14 protein-coding genes and 2 pseudogenes are annotated in these 18,624 nt (G+C 65.3%); 6 read left to right on the top strand and 10 right to left on the bottom strand.

Annotation, left to right across the window (positions count from 1 at the left end; all coding sequences use genetic code 11):
* Positions 1-63: 63 nt before the first annotated feature.
* The 3 genes from KME82_RS22785 to KME82_RS22795 form a co-directional block, all read right to left on the bottom strand.
* The gene (locus KME82_RS22785) at positions 64-924 is read right to left on the bottom strand and encodes a lysozyme inhibitor LprI family protein (protein WP_286673224.1); all 861 of its coding nucleotides are present in this window, start codon (positions 922-924) and stop codon (positions 64-66) included.
* Between the two features lie 150 nt (positions 925-1,074).
* Complete coding sequence (locus KME82_RS22790; RefSeq protein WP_215496046.1) at positions 1,075-1,584, bottom strand: lipocalin-like domain-containing protein; 510 nt, start codon at positions 1,582-1,584, stop codon at positions 1,075-1,077.
* Between the two features lie 321 nt (positions 1,585-1,905).
* Positions 1,906-2,232 (bottom strand): cupin domain-containing protein, encoded by a 327-nt coding sequence (locus KME82_RS22795; protein ID WP_215496047.1) that lies wholly within the window; start codon positions 2,230-2,232, stop codon positions 1,906-1,908.
* 241 nt (positions 2,233-2,473) lie between these two features.
* On the opposite strand from KME82_RS22795, the pseudogene KME82_RS26855 reads away from it, so the two are divergent.
* A pseudogene (locus tag KME82_RS26855) lies at positions 2,474-2,569 on the top strand (hypothetical protein); the annotation flags it as partial.
* A gap of 45 nt (positions 2,570-2,614) precedes the next feature.
* Here KME82_RS26855 and KME82_RS22800 read toward each other — a convergent pair.
* Positions 2,615-3,286: a class I SAM-dependent methyltransferase gene (locus tag KME82_RS22800; protein ID WP_252255483.1), complete on the bottom strand. Its 672-nt coding sequence runs from the start codon at positions 3,284-3,286 to the stop codon at positions 2,615-2,617.
* A gap of 253 nt (positions 3,287-3,539) precedes the next feature.
* On the opposite strand from KME82_RS22800, the gene KME82_RS22805 reads away from it, so the two are divergent.
* A complete protein-coding gene (locus KME82_RS22805; RefSeq protein ID WP_215496048.1) occupies positions 3,540-3,851 on the top strand; it encodes a hypothetical protein in 312 nt (103 codons plus the stop codon).
* A gap of 451 nt (positions 3,852-4,302) precedes the next feature.
* Here the strand turns inward: KME82_RS22805 and KME82_RS22810 are convergent, their stop codons facing one another.
* The 5 genes from KME82_RS22810 to KME82_RS22830 form a co-directional block, all read right to left on the bottom strand.
* Positions 4,303-7,167, bottom strand: a complete 2,865-nt coding sequence (locus KME82_RS22810; protein ID WP_215496049.1) for a type 2 lanthipeptide synthetase LanM family protein — start codon at positions 7,165-7,167, stop codon at positions 4,303-4,305.
* Between the two features lie 116 nt (positions 7,168-7,283).
* Complete coding sequence (locus KME82_RS22815) at positions 7,284-7,469, bottom strand: DUF6229 family protein (RefSeq protein ID WP_056106709.1); 186 nt, start codon at positions 7,467-7,469, stop codon at positions 7,284-7,286.
* A gap of 348 nt (positions 7,470-7,817) precedes the next feature.
* Positions 7,818-9,122 carry an MFS transporter gene (locus KME82_RS22820; protein ID WP_215496050.1) on the bottom strand — a complete coding sequence of 435 codons (1,305 nt, stop codon included), beginning with the start codon at positions 9,120-9,122 and terminating at the stop codon, positions 7,818-7,820.
* A 156-nt stretch (positions 9,123-9,278) separates the two neighbouring features.
* Positions 9,279-9,776, bottom strand: coding sequence for a DUF4442 domain-containing protein (locus KME82_RS22825; RefSeq protein WP_215496051.1), 498 nt, complete (start codon positions 9,774-9,776; stop codon positions 9,279-9,281).
* A gap of 22 nt (positions 9,777-9,798) precedes the next feature.
* On the bottom strand, positions 9,799-11,178 hold the full coding sequence (locus KME82_RS22830; RefSeq protein ID WP_215496052.1) for a phosphotransferase family protein: 1,380 nt from the start codon (positions 11,176-11,178) through the stop codon (positions 9,799-9,801).
* Positions 11,179-11,337: 159 nt separating this feature from the next.
* Between KME82_RS22830 and KME82_RS26720 the strand changes: the two genes are divergently transcribed.
* Positions 11,338-12,339: a hypothetical protein gene (locus tag KME82_RS26720; RefSeq protein WP_252255485.1), complete on the top strand. Its 1,002-nt coding sequence runs from the start codon at positions 11,338-11,340 to the stop codon at positions 12,337-12,339.
* An 80-nt stretch (positions 12,340-12,419) separates the two neighbouring features.
* Here the strand turns inward: KME82_RS26720 and KME82_RS27265 are convergent.
* Positions 12,420-12,926, bottom strand: a pseudogene (locus KME82_RS27265) (LysR substrate-binding domain-containing protein); the annotation flags it as partial.
* A gap of 580 nt (positions 12,927-13,506) precedes the next feature.
* Between KME82_RS27265 and KME82_RS22840 the strand changes: the two are divergent.
* From KME82_RS22840 to KME82_RS22850, 3 genes are all read left to right on the top strand, one after another.
* Entirely contained in the window at positions 13,507-16,575 is a 3,069-nt protein-coding gene (locus KME82_RS22840) for a TonB-dependent receptor (protein WP_215496054.1), read from the top strand.
* 291 nt (positions 16,576-16,866) lie between these two features.
* Entirely contained in the window at positions 16,867-17,610 is a 744-nt protein-coding gene (locus tag KME82_RS22845; RefSeq protein ID WP_215496055.1) for a SapC family protein, read from the top strand.
* Entirely contained in the window at positions 17,594-18,619 is a 1,026-nt protein-coding gene (locus KME82_RS22850; protein WP_215496056.1) for a cupin-like domain-containing protein, read from the top strand. The genes KME82_RS22845 and KME82_RS22850 overlap by 17 nt, the downstream gene beginning before the upstream one ends.
* Positions 18,620-18,624: the final 5 nt, after the last annotated feature.

Genomic DNA, 18,624 nt, shown 5'->3' on the forward strand with positions numbered 1-18,624 from the left:
GATGCTGCAAGCGTCAACCGATCCGAGCGACAACCACCACGAAGCGCGCGACCTTGCATCGCCTCACTTGCGGCCGTGTCCGTCCGAAACCCGGCCGCGCTTCGGAAAGGACTTGTCGGTCAGACAGGCATTGAGCCACCCCTGATCGGCGCGCAGGCCGGGAAGCGCCAGCCAGTCGTCGTCATCGCTCAATACGGCGATATCCGGATCGAGCTTGTTCAACGGGCCGAAGCTTTCGACGATGTCGGCCTGCTCCGGAGTGGGATCGAAGTTCCAGCCCGCGGCCTGTCCGGTGACGGACACACCGGGGCATTGGCTGTCGACGCAGGCGGCGATCACACGCGGCTTTCCGCCCACGACATCGGCGACGGCCCGCTGCATCACCACGTAATGGCTGGCGAAATCCTCGCTGACGCTGCAGATGCGATCGCCGTTCTGCACGTTCATCACGCCGAAGCAGTTGTACGAATAGACAGCGCGGTCCTGCCGATCCGGGATGAACGCGCAGTTGGCGCGGTAGCCCGCGAACGAACCGCCGCTGTAGGCCGCGACGCGCGCGCGTTGCTTCATCGCATCGGCGATGAGCTTCGGCGTTCCGCCGACACGCTCGCTCAGGTACTTCGTGCGCTGTGCCGTGGCATCGAGCAGGATCGCGCGTTGCTCGTCGGCGTTCGGCGCGTCCTCGCCCTCACCGAGCCCGCCGAGATCCTTCTCGCGCGCGGCGATCCAGCGGCGCTGGCTGTTGATCAAGGCCGCGCGCACCTCCGGATCCGTGGCGAGACCCAGCAGATCGAAATAAGCCTTGCCCATCGCGGCATCGGCCTTGCGCAAACCCGGGTCCGCGCACAGCCTGTGTTCAAGTCCAGTCGACGCTTTGCGGCAGTCCAAAGCATGGGCCGGCCCGCCGAGCAAGGCCGCGGACATCAGGCAAATGGTCGAAAGCCAAATCTTCACGGGTTGCTTGTCCTTGGTCTATGACTCAGCATACCCAATGAACGCGTGGCCGAGCAGCCCGCGGACCCGAGTTCGGCAAACGCATCGTGTCGTCGCCGGCCCGGAACCGGCGAACGCCGGCTAGTTCACCCTTCGCAGGCGCCGATAGAAACCGCCATCGGGCGTGCTGCCTTCGATGATCAATTCATCGCCGACCAGCTTGATCGGCCGTGGCTGATCGGTGCCGGTGTAGCTCGGCATCAGGCTGCCTTGCACCTGATGGATCACCCGGCCCTGCGCTTCATCGACTCGGTAGGTACCGAAGTACGCGACATAACCGTCGTAGGCGGCCCGGACTTCGCGCTCGCTGCCCTTCTGGTCGCCCGCGGCAAACGGCGGCGTCGCGGGCGTGCGCATGACCTGCACATGCATATGCCCGGTCGCGTCGTACACGATGTATCCGGTCGGGTGCTCGCCATACGGATGTCGGGTCGTACCGGCGGCATCGGTGTCGACCATCTCCACGACCTGCCACGTGCCTACCAGACGGGAGCTCAGCGAGCCCGCGCCGTCCTTCGCCGCGTTCGCAGCCGCGGTGGCGCAGCCGATCGACAGGCTCGCCGCTATCGAAACGAAGATGCCGGCTTTCACGGAGTCCTCCATTGATCGTAAAGAAACATTTCGAGCGAACCGCCTGCATCGGGGTTCGACACCTGCGGCAGCAGTGTCGGCGTCGCAAGACGGACAAGCACCTGTATCGCTTGTCCGAGCCGGATGTCGACGAAGCCGACAAGATCGCCACCCGCCAGGCGTAACGCAAGCCGCATATGTCATATCTGGCGCATGACGGATCGGTGGCGGCTTCGCCTATGCGCCCTTGCCTGCATCGGCCGGCAAGAACGTCGGGCATTCAAACTTGAATGAACAATCCCACGCCTGGTCCAGCGAGCGACAGGATCGGCGCGCCCCGCCTCAATCGTTCGGTGCCGCCGCCGGATGCAGATGAATCGCCAGCCAGACGGCGCCCTGCGAAACCCGCCGCACGGTGTGGGGCGTGCCTGCGGGCAAGAAGACATAACCGCCGCAAACCAGTTCCATCGATTCACCCGCAACCTCCAAGGTTGCCTCGCCTTGCAGCAACGCGACCCACTCGTCCTGGGTCTGCACGTACTCCACCGGAATCGTCGCAGCCGAACTGACGATCCGCTCGACGACGAGGTTGTTGTGCGTGAGCAAAGTCTCGAAGCGTTCGCCCTGGGCGGGCGCATCGGCATCGACGAACAGGTTTCCGGTCGACATGCGGGCGATCCTCTTTCAAATATAGCCGACCCGGAAATTGAATCGTCCCGCCGATACAAGTCGGCCATTCAACGCGCGCGGCAAACACTCCGCCTCAATGATACCGGCTCGATTCGCATCGCTCATCAAAAAAAGGACACTCTGATCAAACGCGAAGATGACCAGCAAACCTGTCGCAAACTTCGGCGCAGGTGATCCAAGTCGCCTGGGCAATGGGCTCTTGGCTTGAGTCAGCCCCAGCACGGTGCGCACTCACATCGAGAGCGTATTTCGAAAGCTCGAGTGCTCCACTCGCGCGGCCGCTACCTTGAAGGCGGCTCAGTTGGGCTTGCTTTAGCGTCCACATGGATATTGCGCACGGCTGAGCCGTCGGATGCCGCTTCTAGAATGGGTTGTACGCAACCCAACCCTTGAAGGTGAACGCGGCATAGAACAGTTCGACATGCTCGAACCCGGCTTCGCGCAGCAGCGCCTCGTCGTGTTCGGGCGAGAGCATGGGCAGTCGGCTGTCGAGCGCGGCGACCGATTTGCTCGCGTTCTCCGCAGGAATGCCGCCGGACGCCACCGCGAACGCGGCATAGCGCTGGAGCCAGCGCAATTTCCCATCGTCGGGAACGCTGTGGTGAGCCACGATCAAGGGCGCTCCGGGCTTCAGTCGTCGCCTGAGTTCGATCAGCGTCCGCAGGCGCTCGTCGGCGGGCAAGAAGTGCAAGGTCAACAGACAGGTCGCGCCGTCGAACGGGCCGTCCGGTGCGGTGTCGATGTAGCCCTCGCACAGCTCCACACGCGACGCGAGCGGGCCCAAGGTGTCATTCGCCAGTTTCAACATCTCGGCCGACGGGTCCACGCCGACAAAACGCCATTCGGGCTGCGCCTCGGCGAAAACCTTCAATTCCAGGCCGCCGCCAGCGCCGAGCACGAGCACCCGACCGTCGTGCGCAACGGCCTCGGCCAGCAACAGCATCGTCATCTGCTGCAGGGCATGGAAACCCGGAACCTGCCGGACCGGGCCTTGCGCGTAGCGGGCAACCGCCTGGGGATCTGAGAACGACAAAGCACGGCTCCACTTGGGGACTCGACACCGCTGATGCTAACGCAGAGCGTTTGCGCCCGATCGATCGCGGATGCTTCGATGCGTTCCATGGATGCGTCGCCTTGGGCGATCACGCGGCCAACGGCCCATAATGCCGCGGGCGATGCGCTGCAAGCGGACACACTGTTTCGTCACTGATCGCCACCACCCCAGAAAGATCCACATGCCCACAAAAGCAAGACCCCGGCGGATGACGATTGGAGCGGCTACGTACGTGTGGATCGTTCGCTCCATCGATCCCAACCATATCGTCCTGAGAGCCTGGTCCAGGGAACGAGGGCGCAAGGATTTCCCGCTCGAAGTGCGCATGCGCTTCGACGATCCGTGGCTGAACTATGGCCCGATCATCACCGCGCCCAGCGAACGGCGCCACGAATTTTTCGAACTGGCCCCCGTCACGCCAAAAACGGTGCGCTGGGCGATCGATGCCGCGATCGCGGCAGGCTGGAATCCGCACAAACCCCGCGAGCATCGCCTGTTCGAACGAGGATCGAACGGCGATCTGGTGAGCGTGCGAAGCTCCTGAAGCGCTTTGACGTTTCTGGGCCGATGCTCGGCTCTCACGCTGGTGAACAGGACCGAAAGTTCACGGCCATCTAGCATCCGCTACCGAGCGAGAACGGACGCCTACGAAAACGCCGGCGCATCCATGCCCGTCATCGGCGCGCTCCCATAGAGAGATCATGGGGCTCTAGGCTGAAGTCAGGTTTCATTTCCAGCGCTGCGAGGCTTGCAACTCGCGTTAGCAACATCACACCCGGAGGGCAGCGCTCATGGATGTGCGCCGTGCGCCACCGGGACAGGATGTCCCGTGTGGCGCATGCCCGCGTAAGCGCCGCACGCGCGGGCACTCGATCCACAAAAAAACGTTTTTCTTTGGTTACCTTTTGACCGAAGGGAATCCAGACAGAATTTTTTCGCTTTAGACAAAAGAAAGTAACTCGGCCGCTTGCGGACGAAAGCCGTTGATCTTGCCCTCAGCCTAATAGGCTCGAGAGCTCCAAAGCTTCCGCACCTACGCGAGAAGAGCTCCGCCGACATTCAAGCAACAACGGCGAGGCGAGGTCGCAATCAGGATGCATCCGATTCAAGGCGTGAATCGCACCAGCCAGTCCGGTCATCAGGCCAGGCGTAAACGCCTGACGGGTGATCCCCCCGACGATACCGTGCTCCTCGATCGCCGAAACCACTTCGGCAGTCGCCTCATCAAAGTCGACAGCCGAACCCTCCGGATCGAGCGCCGACGCACGCACCAGCAGTTCCCACAGCGAGAAATCGCCGTGACAGAGCGTATGGGTGAACCCCCACTGCCCGCGCGACGCCGCCACCGCGCGACGCAGGTCGCGCAGATCGCGCGGATCGCCGCCGCGTGCATACAGATCGGCCGCGGCCAGACCGATGCCGACCCCACCGTTGCACCAGGTCGGGAAGTTCACCGTGTCCTTCATGCGCACATCGCGCCAGTTGCCGACCGCCGCGTCGAACAGCGAGTCCTGGAAGGCGAAGGCGCCATCGGCCAACGCGTTCCAGCGTTGCCGGTCGCTCTCGCTGCCGGCATCGGATTGCGCCAGACGCTCCAAGGCCCAGCCGATGCCGTAGCCGCCGTGGGCGAAACCGCCGATCGGATCGGCGATCCCCGCCGTCAGCCAGTAGGTGCCTTGTTCGTCGACCCGCACCTGCGATTCCAGATGCGACGCCGCGCGCGCGGCGAGCGACAGCCAACGCGGATCGCCGGTCGCCTCGGCGAGCCCCAGCAACGGCGCGATGGCGCCGCCGCTGCCATCGGTGATGTCGAGACTCGGATCGTCCTCGAAACCTTTTTGCTCCAGCGCCGCCGCGCACGCGCAAGCGTTGGCGAGCAATTGCGGCCGCCCCAGCAGATCGTGCAGCACCAGCCAAGCCCAGATGCGGCTGCCGTCGCCGGTGAAGCCGCCCACCGTCGCCGGCGCCTGCGCCGCGACGAAGGTCTGCAAGGCGAGCAAGGCGCCCTCGAGCGCTTCGTCGACGCCCGCGACCGGATCGGCGCGTCCGTGCGCGACTTCATGCCGATAACCGGCCAAGGTCACGGCCACGCCGCCGAGGCCGAAATACGCGTCGGCGCCCAACGGCTGCACATGCCAGCCCTGGCTGCCGAAGCTTTCCGGCGTGATCCAGGTGACCGAGCCGTCTTCGCCGCGCACGGCGAGCTGCAACAGACGCTGCATCGTTTCGGCGGCCAGCCGGCGCCTGCGCCCGTCGAGCTCGTCCCGATGCGGACGGCGAGCGTAGTGCGAGCGGCTGTCACGCTGGTTCGGCCCATCGACGCCGCTGTTGAGCTGGGTGACGACCAGCGAACTGCGGATCGTCATTTCTTCGAGTTCGATCCGCATCGCGCGCCAGTTGGCGAGCGTTGCGGCGATGCGCTCGGGCGACAGCCACAGCACGAAGATCGGAATGTCGCCGTAGCGCAGCGCGTGGATTTCGCCGGCGATGTCCTCCGGCGACGGCTGCGCGCCGCCACCGGCGCTGGAGAACAAGACGCGGGCGCGCTCGATCGCCTTGGCTTCTTCGTGCAGCGACGCCGGATGCCAGAGCATGCGGCCGATTTCCACGTAGACCTGGGTGGTGCGGCGCACGTCGCGCGCGCGGCAACCTTCGAACGCGGCCAGCAACGGCGCGAGCCGACCGTCTGCGTCGAGTCGCCGCAGTCGCTGCGAGGCATCGAGAAAGGCCTCGGTGATTTCGTCCCAATAGCGCGACACATCCGGATTCGGGCTGGGATGGTTCTGCGAGCGGTCCATGTCCGCTTCGACCAGTTCCACCCGCGCGGCGGTGGTGCCGTCGTCGGCGATGACCGGGACTTGCAGTTGCGGCTGTTCGCCCGGCAACGAACCGGCCGCGGACAAGTCCGCGCGGCCGAAACCCACGCTGCGCGAACGGAACGGCACGATGCCGGTACGCAGCACCGAGTCTTGGATTAGCGTCTGGGCAAGATCGTAGGCTTGTCCGTAATTCGATGACGCGACCGGCCGAGCCGCCGCGAACAGGCTCTCGACATCGACCACGACCGGCACCGGACCGGCGGCCACCAGATTCTCCAGATGGATGTCGGTACCGCCGAGCAGACGCAGCATCGCCAGCCAATGGCCGAGGCCGCGATAGAAGCGACGCAGTTCGTCGTCGCCGTCGCAATAGCGATGGTCGATGAAGGCGGCCCAGCCGTAATCGCCGCGATCGAGCACCGCGGGCACGCGGATGCGCTGTTCTTCTTCGAACAACTGGGCGAGAAACGAATCGAACACCGCATCGATGCGCAGCGAGCGCGGCTTGTACATCACCTGCCCGGCTTCGAAGGTGAGCCGGGCCACGGTCTGTCCGCCTTCGTGCAGGTCGCCCTGGCCGAGGCTGAGCTTGATCAGGCGACCGGGCGCTTTGCCGAGGAACTCGGCCAGCGCCGCGCGATCGGCGATCAGGCGCGCCACCAGGGTTTCGATCGCCGCGCATTGCTGGTCGAGCGCACGCTGCAAGCGCTCGCGCAGCGGCGGATAGCGATGCCGCAACTGCTCGGCGAATTCCGGGCTGAGCGCCTTGGCGACGAACTGGGCGAAGCGGCCGGGTTCGTCTTCGGCGGTGAGTTCGCCGCCGAGCTTCGCCGCGTGCAGTTCGAGCAGCAGCACGCGGTTGAGCTTGAGCCGCGCGTTTTCGTACAAGGCCTGCGCGAGCGCCGCGCGGATCAGTTCCGATTCGGCGGCATCGAGGCCGGCGGGCAAGGCCGCAAGGCGGGTGTCGAACGTGTCGCGCGCGGCGGCGGTGAAATGATCGATGATCGGACCGAAGCCCTCGTGGATACGGCTTTCGGTCATTGCGCCACCGGGCTGAGATTTGGGAGAGCGGGCCGTCGGCCCATGAGCAGTACGCAATCAGTGCCGAGACGACGCGCAACCCGGCTGGGCTGCGCGCCGACGACCTCGGGAACGGCTTACATGCAGCAGTAGCAGCGACCGCTCGGGCAGGTCGAGATCGAAGTGGAGTGGGTCAACGGGGTCTTCATCGCCTCGTCCATCGCGATCTCGCCTTCGATGTAGAGCGGTCCCGCCGGATTCTTGTAACCGCCGACGTTGTTGGCGCCGGTGAGCCAGGCGGAGACGATATCGTTGCTTTGCATTGCAGATCCTCCTTGAGTACTGAATGTCGTCCAGCAGACGGCGGCTGCGTGTGGCGAAACTCCGTCGCACCGGACATCGATTTCGAGCCTTGCGGCCTCTCATCGCGAACCGAATTGACTCGGTGACGTACATCAAGAGATACCGCCTCGGCACTCTAAACAGCCATGTCGATAACTGTCAAATGAGTGCTGCGAACGACTTTTGGTCACGCTGTATTCGCTTCGAGCGATCGATCGGCGGCGGCCCCACGGCTTCGATGAAGGCATCGAAAAACACTTCGTCGGCGATACCCGCATCGCCCGCAAGCGCCGCACAAAGCCGCCGATAGTGACCCAAAGTTTGCCGGCTCAGGCCGAACCGCCGTCACGGATACAACGCCACGACAAAGCCGCCGAAAACAACAGCCCGACCATGCAAACAAGGCATACGGTCCGCAGGCCGACATCGATGCGTCCGGCATCGGCAAGCAACAGGCCGCACAAGGCCACGCCCAGGGCCGCGCCGGTCTGGCGCACCGCATTGAGCACCGCCGCGGCCGTCCCCGACCAGGACCGCTCCACACTGGCCAGGATCATCGTCGTGGTGGCGGGCATGGCCAGCCCCATGCCGGCGGGAATCGCCAGGAACGCGGGCAATATCCAGACGTAGCTTTCGCCGTGTCCGAGCCGGCCCAGCCACGCGAAACCCGAGGCGCACAGCACCAGGCCCGCCACGATCGCGACGCGAACGCCATGGCGCGCCAGCCATCGGCCGCTGAGCAGATTGGCGGCGATGAAGGCCACGGTCAGCGGCACATAGGCCAGGCCGGCCTGCAGCGGCGTGTAGCCGGCAACCTGTTGCAGGTACAGGCTCATGACGAAGATCAGGCCGTAGTAGGCCAGGCTGATCGCGATCGCGGACAGCAACGCGATACTGAAGTTGGGCAATCGGAACAGCGTCAGCGGCAGCATCGGCTGGGCGGCCCGCGACTGCACGCCAGCGAAAGCGACCGCGCACACCACCGCCAGGCCGAATCCGCCGAGCACCAGGCCATGAGCGAATCCCAGCCGGGGCATCTCGATGATCGCGCCGATCAACCCACCCAGGCCCGCGATCGTCAGCGCCTGCCCGGCAACATCAAGGCGCCTGTCCGCGTTGCGCGGCGTTTCCGCGATGCGCCACGCCAGCACGATACCGAGCGCGCACAACGGCAGGTTGACGAAGAAAACGCTGCGCCATCCGAGCGTCTGCAGCAGCACGCCGCCCAGCAGCAAACCCATCGCCGCCGCCGCGGCGCCCGAAGCGGTCCACAACGCCATCGCGCGCGCGCGCCGTTTCGGATCGTGCGCGAACGCATGATTGAGCAAGGCCAACGAGGACGGCACCATCAACGCGGCGAACAGCCCTTGAACCGCGCGCGCCGCCACCAGCTGGGTCAGGTTCTGGGCGAGGCCGCAGGCCGCCGAGGCCAACAGGAATCCGCTCAGTCCGATCAGGAAACTGCGTTTTGCGCCGAACCGATCGCTCACCGCGCCGGCCGACAGCAGCAGCGAGGCGAACAGCAGGGTGTAGGCGTCCACCACCCATTGCAGCCCGGGGATATCGGTGGCCAGCTCGTTCGCCAGCGTCGGCAGCGCCAGGTTGACGATGGTGATGTCGAGCTGGACCACCATGAACCCGAAGCAGGCCGCCAGCAGCGTGACGCGCAGGAGGCGGTCGGAGGATCGAGGCGGCGCTGGCGATGGGTCTGGCATCTGGTTTTTATCGGCAGGTTGGCAAGGGATTGGTTGTTGAAGCTTCGATCGCACGGCTCATGTTTGCGCCAACGGCTACGAAACATCGTGCGCGCGCATCGGCGAACGCCACACCACATCCACGTGCCCGCGGATCGGCACCTTGCCGCTTGCATCGACCACCTGCATCGCGACGCGCAACTGGCCGTCGCACGCACCCGATACGGCGCCGACCTGCGCCGGATCAAGGGACGCATGCGCCTGGATGTCGCCGCACAGCGGTTTGCGGAAATCCGCCTGCACCCGCCTGACCACCAACTTCGCGCTGCAGGCCAGATGCTGCGCGACCACCAGCGCGGCGGCGTATTCGCCGGCCAGGCTGGCCGCCATCGAATGAATGCCACCGGCGCGATTGCGCAAACCACGACGATTGCCGGCCGCAATCGACACCTTGCCCGCTTCGATATGGACGATGCGAAAGCCATGCGTGCGGAAATAGCGGCTTTGCCTACCCAGCGCGGCCGATACGATCCGGTAGCGCCAGCTGGGCGGAAGAAACGCCAGGCGATCCAGCGAACCGGACAGATCGCTCATGATCCGCTCGTGCCAGATCAGGCTAGGCATGTCGCATCAATCCGCGGCATTTCCAGTTGAGGTAATGCATCAGCACCCAGATACCACTGAAGAACGCTTTCTCCTCGCCGCCTTGCACCACGTGGCGGACGTACAGTTCCTGCAAGGTCAGCAGGTAGCGGAACAATCCGAAGATCCGGTAGAACGCCCAGTCCCGGGTATCGCGCGCGGACGCGCTCAGGTAGCGATCCAGAAGCTCATCGCGACTGAGCATGCCGGGCAGGTGCGACGGCTGCCATTGATAGCGCCGCACGACGAAGTTGTCGCCCGGATCGATCCAGTACGACAGCAGGATGCCCAGGTCCATCAGCGGATCGCCCACGCCGGCGAACTCCCAGTCCAGTACGGCGCGTATCCGCGCCGGCTGCGCCGCATCGAAGACGATGTTGTCGAGCCGCCAATCGTTGTGCAGCAAGGCGGCGTGCCGTTGCTCGGGCACGCGATCGATCAACCATTGGCCGATCGGCCGCAGATCGCAGATGGTCCACGCCTTGAGCCGGGCGTGGCGACTCAACCAGTGAAGCAGCCGCTTGCGCAGATGGCTCGCGCTGGAGGGCGCGAGCACCAGTTCCTTCGATGCCAGCGAACGCGGGTCGATCCGATGCAGTGCGAGCATCTTGTCCAGCAGGTTGATGCAGACCTGACGCGCATCATTGGCCGACAAGGCGACGCCCGCGAACGATCGCCGGCGAGGCACGAGGCCAGGAACGTAGCGCATGACATAGAACGGCGTTCCGACGATGCCTTGATCCACGCACAGGCGGACCATGTCGGCGACCGGATAATGCGGCCGCAGCGCGGCCTGCAAGGCGAACTCCCGCCGCATCCGCTGCAGTCCGCCCTGCCCCGGCAACGGCCGGCGCAGCACCAGATCGTGGCTGTCGTAACGCAGGCGATAGGTCAGGTGCGACATGCCGCCGTCGCAGCGGCGGATGTCGGGCCGGCCGCCGACATCGACGCCTTGCGAACGCAGCCAGTCCGTAACGGCCACGGCCGCCGCCGACGATTCCGACAACAAGGGATCGTCGGACCGCTGCACCGGCATGTCGGTGCATGTTCGCGGTTCCGCCATCGTTCGGCGACGGATCGAAATTCCGGCGGTGCTGATCTGCCGTCGAATCCCATGGTCCGAATCGGCAAACGGGTGCCGCGCGCGCGCCTGCGAATCGATCGATGCCACCTGAGCAAAACGCTGACGTGCGTTCGATAGTCCACCGGCATCGGACGACGCCGCAATCCTCGACGATGCGTCATACGCGGATGCTCCGTCCGTCTCGCCATCGTCCTGGTCGTTCGCCATGGCGCGCCCCTGTGCGACCTCCTCCGCCGTCGAGTGCTCCGCGCAGAATTCGCCGCCGAGCACGGTCCTTTCGATCCAGGCGCCGCTGCAACATCGGCCACCGTCGCGCGAACCGATAGCACGCGGCCGAGCCCATTACTGGTACTCGCGGCCGCTTTCCTCGCAGCAAGCAGGTTCCCGGCGGTACGCGATCGTCCAGATCGGCCGGCGGTCTCAGTTGCAATGCGTGATCGGCTCTACAAGTCGGGCCGCTATCGAGCGGATGCCGTCCGGTTCCCATGCCGCCGCGCTGCAACCTGCAAGCTGCGAGATCGCTCCGGCAACCGCACGGCGCTCTATGCAAAAGTCCGCCGCCCGCTGCTCGCAACGCAGTTTCCACAGGCGCAAGACGCGCGGCACCGCGACCGTCTGACGTGCCGCTTCCGCCTGGAACCCGCCACTCCGCCGACCTCCACCCCAGGCACAGCCGGCAAAACCGCCAACTGTCTTGACCCTGTCACGGCACTGGCATGCAATCCACGCAACGGCTCACGCGCCGGGAGGCGAGCCATGACTTCGTTCCGTAACCGGGTCGCACACCAGGCACGATCCGCTTCGCGCGACATGCGGCGATACCTGGCGTGTCTCGCCCTGTTGCCGGCGGCATGGTCCATGGCTGCCAACGCCCAGGACCCGCAATGGCGAACCGTCAGCGATGAAGACGGCATCCGCCTGGAAACCCGGCGCATCGCCGGCGAACGCTTCGACGAACTGCGCATCACTACGTCGCTGAAAGCCTCGCCGGAGGCGGTCGCGGATTACCTGTTCGGAAAGTATCTCGACGAAAAGAACAAGAACATCCGCCGCACCTTCATCGAGCGCGGCCGCGAGCTGACCGTCTGGTCCGACGTCCTCAGCACGCCGGTCACCAGCGAGCGCTGTTACTCGATGCGCTTTGAGCGGCATGCGCTCGCCAACCAGGCGATACGGGTGAAGTTCACCTCCCTCGACTATGTCGGCAGGAAACCGACCGCCGACTGCATCGCGCTGCGCTCGCGCGGCGAGTGGGTCCTGACGCCGGCGGGCACCGGGACGCGATTGACGTATGCCTCGCTGACGGACATCGGCGGCAACGTACCGGCGATGCTCGTGCGTCGCTCGCTGTCGTCGGCGGCGATTTCCAGCGTGCGCAAGGTCGCGGCGGGCTCGTCCGGGCTGGCGCTGCCCCGGGGCCTAGGCGACTGAGAGTCGAGCCTCCGCGGCCGCCGCGATCTTTCGATCTTCGCCAGCCCCCGCTGCCCGACTTCGATCTTCAGGGCATCCACCACGAAGTCGATGAACGCACGCACCTTCGCCGCGCGGTGATGACGCGAGGGACAGATCGCATACGGCGCAAGGCGCTCGTCCGACCGCTCAGGGCACAGTTCGATCAAGCGGCCGCTGCGCAGCAAGTGCTCGCAGCCGATCTCCAGTACCTCATCGATACTGGCACCGGCCTCGCAAGCCCCGGGCATGGCGCCCCTATCCGAAGTGAGCAGGCGTCCTTTGACCCGCAGCGGCAGCACTTTGTTCTTGCGCCGCATCTCCCACTCATGGGCCCGTCCGAGCACTGCGTCGTAGAAGTCGATGCAATCGGCCTGCTCGATGTCCTTGAGATGCTTCGGTCGGCCGCGGGTCTTGAGGTAAGCGGGCGAAGCGACCGTGATGACCCGGGTTGGCGTCAAGATGAGATCGATGATCAACTCGGTCTTGCGCGGACTGGTGGCGCGGACCGCCTGATCGCGCCGTGCGTTGTTGCGCCGCCGCATGCCGACACGGCGCGATGGAGGCATCGCGCCGTTCGCTCATCGGCAGGATCTTCGATGCGCCCGGGCCCAGCACTAAAAACATGTGACGAGGTTCCATTGAAACATTGTTGTCCGTCGGTCTTTGAGAGGCCGCAACACCAGCATCGACATCGCCGATCGGACTCAACGGCAAATGCGCGAAGTGTCCGCGTCGCCCATTCATAAGCGTTTGTCCGCGCATCAAACGGGCCGCTTGAACACGCCGGCAACGACCGAGGCGATGCCTCGAAAACCACTGCGCTGAAAGGCCTTCAGCCATTCGCAAAGTACCGGCGAACGACAAGCGCGCGAACGGATCTACGTCGACGCAAACGCGGTTCCACCCCAACGCTGACGCGCATGCGGCTCGTCTGCCGATGCCGAAGCGACGGCATCCCGCGCCATTCCCATGCTGCGCCGCGACAAAGAAACCGGCCGAGAAAACGCTTTCTGTCGAGTTCGCTGCATGGCTTGTCCGATTTTATTGACAGCGCTGTCAGTCCGCGTGTCAAATCGCCCCGCGGCACTTTCGGGGCATGCAGGATGTACCTGCATATCCATCGCAAGATCCTGGGGAGGAGTTTCGATGAAGCAAACGCGTGTTGCCCCACGGCACACCCTATTGGCGTCCGCACTGTTGTTGGTGCTCGGCCAGCCGGTGTACGCACAGACGACCACACCGACGCCGGGCACCGCTGCCGACGCGCAGCCAAAACCCGACGCCGAACGAGACGCGAGGACGCTCGACACGGTCGTCGTCACCGGCATCAAGGGAAGCCTGACCTCGTCGATGAACCTCAAGCGCGACGCGCAGGGCGTCGTCGACGGCATCGCCGCCGAGGACATCGGCAAGTTCCCCGACACCAACCTGGCCGAGGCGCTGCAGCGCATCAGCGGCGTGTCGATCGACCGCAGCAACGGCGAAGGCTCGCGCGTGACCGTGCGCGGCGTCGGTCCCGATTTCAACCTCGTGCTGCTCAACGGCCGGCAGATGCCGACCGCCACCGGCGGCCGCGCTTTTGAATTCAGCGACCTGGCGGCCGAGTCGATCTCGGCGGTCGAGGTCTACAAGACCAGCCGCGCCGCCACGCCCACCGGCGGCATCGGCGCGACGATCAACATCAAGACCGCGCGTCCGCTGGACAATCCCGGCCTGCACGCCAATGCCGGCATCAAGGGCATCTGGGACGGTTCCGACGACGATCTGCCGGGCGACTACAAAGGCAGCTCGGTCACTCCGGACGCGTCCGGCATCTTCAGCAACACCTCGGCCGACGGCCGCTTCGGCATCGCGCTGAGCGCGAATTACCTGAAGCGCGAATCGGGCTCGGCTTCGGCGTTCGTGGCCTCGGGCAACGGCTGGCGTCCGTTCATCGATACCCCGCAGCCCAACGGCGAAGGCGCGGGTTCGGCGCTGCCGCTGCCCGGCCAGCCCGGTTCGGGGAACATCACCAACCGCCCCGGTCCGAACGACGTCTATTCGATGCCGCAAAGCCTGGGTTACAGCATCAACTCGGTCAAACGCGAACGCCTCAACAGCCAGCTCACCTTCCAGTGGGCGCCGACCGACAACCTCACCGCGACGCTCGACTACACCTACTCGCAGAACAAGATCGAGCAGCTGCGCAACGACATGTCGGTGTGGCTCAACTTCACCCCCGGCACGAGTTCGTGGACCAAGGGTTCGGGCTCTTCGCCGACGTATTACGACGAGCGCTACAACGGCAATTCCGACTTCGCCAACGGCGCGAGCAAGACCGCGGTCAAGCGCGAGAACAAGTCGGTCGGCCTCAATGTCGACTGGCGCGTGGCCGACAATTTCAAGTTGAATCTTGACTACCACCGCTCCACCGCCGATTCCTCGCCCGACAGTCCGTACGGTTCGAGCAATACGCTGGGCGCCGCCGGCTTCTTCCGCGCCGGCAACACCATCGACTTCAGCCGCGATTTCCCGGTGCTGACCCTGCATCTGCCGGCCGGCATGACCGCGATCGATCCGGCGCAGATGCTGGTGGCCGGCTCGGTGTTCCGCAACGATATGCATCGCGCGGAAATCGAGCAGTTCCAGGCCAACGGCGAGTTCGAGTTCCAGAACTACTCCAAGCTCAATTTCGGCGTCGCCTCGACCGACTACGAAAACCGCTCGGCCTTCACCAACGTCCAGCTCGATACCTGGGGCGGCGCCACCAGCGTCAATGACTATCCCGATTCGGTCTGGCAGTTGCAGCACATGGGCGACTTCTTCAACGGCGCCAGCGGCAGCCGCGATCCGAAGTTCACCGATTCGTTCTTCCTGTTCGATTTCGACCAGGTGCGCCAACTGGCCGAGGACGCGTGGGTCGCCGCCGGCAAGGGCAGCCGCGAGGACTACCGCGCTTCGTTCGACTACAGCGGCGCCGCGGTTCCCGGCAGCACCGCCAACCGCACCGTGGGCGACAGCCAGGTGCGCGAGAAGTCGAGCAGCTTCTACCTGCAGTGGAGCAATACCTTCGAGTGGAAGCTGCCGGTCAACCTCGCCGCCGGCGTGCGCTACGAGCGCACCAAGGTCAAGGCCTCAGCGCTGCAGCCCGCGCCGTCGGGCATCGACTGGCTGTCGGAGAACGAGTTCATCATCCGCTACTCCGGTTCGCAGTTCCGCAATCTCGACGGCGACTACAAGTACTGGCTGCCGAGCCTGGACGTGTCGGTGGACTTGACCGACAGCATGAAGCTGCGCGCCAGCTACGGCGAATCGATCGGCCGGCCGAACTGGGGCAGCCTGAATCCGGCGCTGAGCGTCGGCGGTCAGGCGCGCTACGACGGCGGCGGCGGCGGCGCGGGCAATCCCGGGCTCAAGCCGCTGGAATCACGCAACTTCGACCTGTCCTACGAGTGGTACTACGGCGAGTCGAGCTATTTCTCGGTCGGCTATTTCCGCAAGAAGATCGACAACTTCATCGCCGATCAGGTCAGCCGCCAGACTCCTTATCCGGATCTGCACACGCCCGCGGGCGGCGCGTACTGGAACCAGGCCATCGCCCAGGGCTGCGCCGCCACCGACCGGCCGTGCATCCGCAACTACATCCTCAACACCTACAACGGCCAGCCCGGCGTGGTCAAAACCGGCGTCGACGCTAACGGCATCGCCACCGGCACCATCACCGGCCAGCCCGGCGATCCGGTGCTGGCATTCAACATCACCGCACCGGTCAACAACCGCGCCGATACGCTCGACGGTTGGGAATTCAACCTCCAGCACGTGTTCGGCGACTCGGGTTTCGGCCTGGCGGCCAACTACACCATCGTCAATTCCGGCCTGACCTACGACGACGGGCGCCTGGGCACCCAGTTCGCGATGACCGGGCTGAGCGATTCGGCGAACCTCGTCGCGTTCTACGAAAAAGGCCCGTGGCAGGCGCGCGCCGCCTACAACTGGCGCGACAAGTTCCTGACCTCGCTGGGCGACGGCAAGGGCGCCAATCCGATCTACGTGGAAGCCTACGGACAGTTGGACATGAACGTCAGCTACGCGGTCACCGACAATCTGGTGCTGTCGCTGGAAGGCATCAACATCACCGACGAGACCATGCGGACCCACGGGCGCAACACGCGTCAGTTGTACTCCTACGACCAGTCCGGGCCGCGCTACATGTTCGGGGTGCGCTACAAGTTCTGATCGCTGCGACCGCGACGCCTCGCCGTTGGCGCACCGGGTCCTGCTTCGGCAGGCCCGTGCGGCGCCAGCGGCCGGCGCGGCGAACACCGTCCTCGGCCATCGCCCGTCGCCTGCCGCCATGACGACACGACAGGCCTTCCCCTCGGCGCGTCGCGGGTACATCCTCGTCGGTGCAGCCTCCTCGGACGCCGCCACGCGGACACGCGCGGCGGCTGGTTCCGCGGACATTCGGGCCAGGGCGCCACGCCACCCATGGCCCGCACCGAGCACGCACCGATCTTGGAAACCGCGATGCCCCAGGCCGTACTGCTCAACAATATCGACCATCACGACCTGCGCGTAATCACCGCCCGCGGCGCTCGCTACGGCGACGACACGATGCTGGCGCCGACGTTCTTTCGCGAGTTCCGCGACTTGCAGGCGTACTACCCGATCGTCTTCCAGAAGACCGCGCAAGGCGGTTTCCAGCCGATGGCGCTGCTCGGCCTGCGGGCGGACGAAAACCTGTTTCTCGACAAGCGATTCCTCGATGGGCGCAACCAAATCCAGCGCTGGGACGCGCATTACCTGCCGATCGCGGTCGAGCGCCTGCCGTTCCTGATCGGCATCGCCGACGACGAGCCGATGCTGCATATCGACCTGGATCATCCGCGCGTCGCCCGTGGCGCCGCGGCGGAGGGCGAGCCCTTGTTCCTCGAACACGGCGGCACCACCGCGTTCCTGCAACGCATGGCCTCGATGCTGCGCGCGCTGCACGACGGGTTGCGCGACAACGCGGGTTTTATCGCCGCGCTGCTGCGCCACCGCTTGCTGGAGCCGTTCACGCTCGACATCCGCCTGGACGACCGATCCGAACTGCGCCTGACCGGATTCCACACCATCTACGAACAGCGCCTGCGCGAGCTCGACGGCACGGCGTTGCACGAACTGTCGCAAGCCGGATATCTCGAAGCCGCGTACATGGCGATGGCGTCGATGTCGCACCTGCGCGACCTGATCGAAAGAATGAACCGCCGCCGTGCCGCCGATCGTTGAAGCCATCGAGGAACTTCACGGCATCGACGCGGCGGCGCTGCCCGAGGTCTTGCTGCATCCCACCCGGCCGTACGTCTTGCGCGGCATCGCCGCACATTGGCCGATCGCCCGCGCCGGCAACGCGTCGGCGCAGGAAGCGATCGCCTATCTCAAGGGCTACGCGCGCGACACGCCGGTGACGGTCAGCGTGGCGCCGCCGCAGGCCGGCGGACGGATTTCCTATCGCGAGGACATGCTCGGCTTCGGCTTCTCGCAGGAGAAGGCGACGCTGCCGGTCGTGCTCGACAGCTTGCTGCAACAACTCGACGATCCGGCGGCGCCCACCATCTACGTCGGCTCGACCACGATCGACACTTGGCTGCCGGGCTTTCGCGAACACAACGACCTCGGATTCGGCGCGATGCAGCCGCTGGCCAGCATCTGGATCGGCAATCGCACCTGCATCCCCGCGCATCAGGACGTCCCCGACAACATCGCCTGCGTGGTCGCCGGCCGGCGTCGGGTGACGCTGTTTCCGCCCGACCAGTTGCAGAACCTCTATATGGGTCCACTCGACCGCACGCCGGCCGGGCAAGCGGTCAGCCTGGTCGATTTCGTGGCACCCGACTACCGGCACGATCACGAACGCTTTCCCAGATTCGCCGAGGCGCTGCGCCACGCGCTCACCGCCGAGCTGGGTCCCGGCGACGCGGTGCTGATCCCGAGCATGTGGTGGCATCACATGCAGGCGCTCGATGCGTTCAACGTGCTGGTCAACTACTGGTGGCGGCAATCGCCCAAGTGGATGGACACGCCGATGAACGCGCTGCTGCTCGCGATCATGAGCGTGCGCGACCTGCCGCCCGAGCAGCGCGAGATCTGGCGCGAAGTGTTTCGCCACTACGTCTTCGATGCCGACGCGCAGACCGCCGCGCATATTCCCGAAGCGGTGCGCGGCCTGCTCGCGCCGATAGACGAACTGCGCGCGCGCGAATTGCGCGCGCGCCTGCTACAAGGCCTGAACCGTTGAGACAC

It is taken from the genome of Lysobacter capsici (assembly GCF_018732085.1).
GTDB lineage: Bacteria > Pseudomonadota > Gammaproteobacteria > Xanthomonadales > Xanthomonadaceae > Lysobacter > Lysobacter capsici_A.

Excerpts from the sequence above, each read along its gene's own strand:
- KME82_RS22785 (WP_286673224.1), bottom strand. The coding sequence starts at position 924 with ATGTCCGCGGCCTTGCTCGGCGGGCCGGCCCATGCTTTGGACTGCCGC.
- KME82_RS22795 (WP_215496047.1), bottom strand. The coding sequence starts at position 2,232 with ATGTCGACCGGAAACCTGTTCGTCGATGCCGATGCGCCCGCCCAGGGC.
- KME82_RS22810 (WP_215496049.1), bottom strand. The coding sequence starts at position 7,167 with ATGACCGAAAGCCGTATCCACGAGGGCTTCGGTCCGATCATCGATCAT.
- KME82_RS22815 (WP_056106709.1), bottom strand. The coding sequence starts at position 7,469 with ATGCAAAGCAACGATATCGTCTCCGCCTGGCTCACCGGCGCCAACAAC.
- KME82_RS22820 (WP_215496050.1), bottom strand. The coding sequence starts at position 9,122 with ATGGTGGTCCAGCTCGACATCACCATCGTCAACCTGGCGCTGCCGACG.
- KME82_RS22825 (WP_215496051.1), bottom strand. The coding sequence starts at position 9,776 with ATGAGCGATCTGTCCGGTTCGCTGGATCGCCTGGCGTTTCTTCCGCCC.
- KME82_RS26720 (WP_252255485.1), top strand. The coding sequence starts at position 11,338 with ATGCGTGATCGGCTCTACAAGTCGGGCCGCTATCGAGCGGATGCCGTC.
- KME82_RS22840 (WP_215496054.1), top strand. The coding sequence starts at position 13,507 with ATGAAGCAAACGCGTGTTGCCCCACGGCACACCCTATTGGCGTCCGCA.
- KME82_RS22845 (WP_215496055.1), top strand. The coding sequence starts at position 16,867 with ATGCCCCAGGCCGTACTGCTCAACAATATCGACCATCACGACCTGCGC.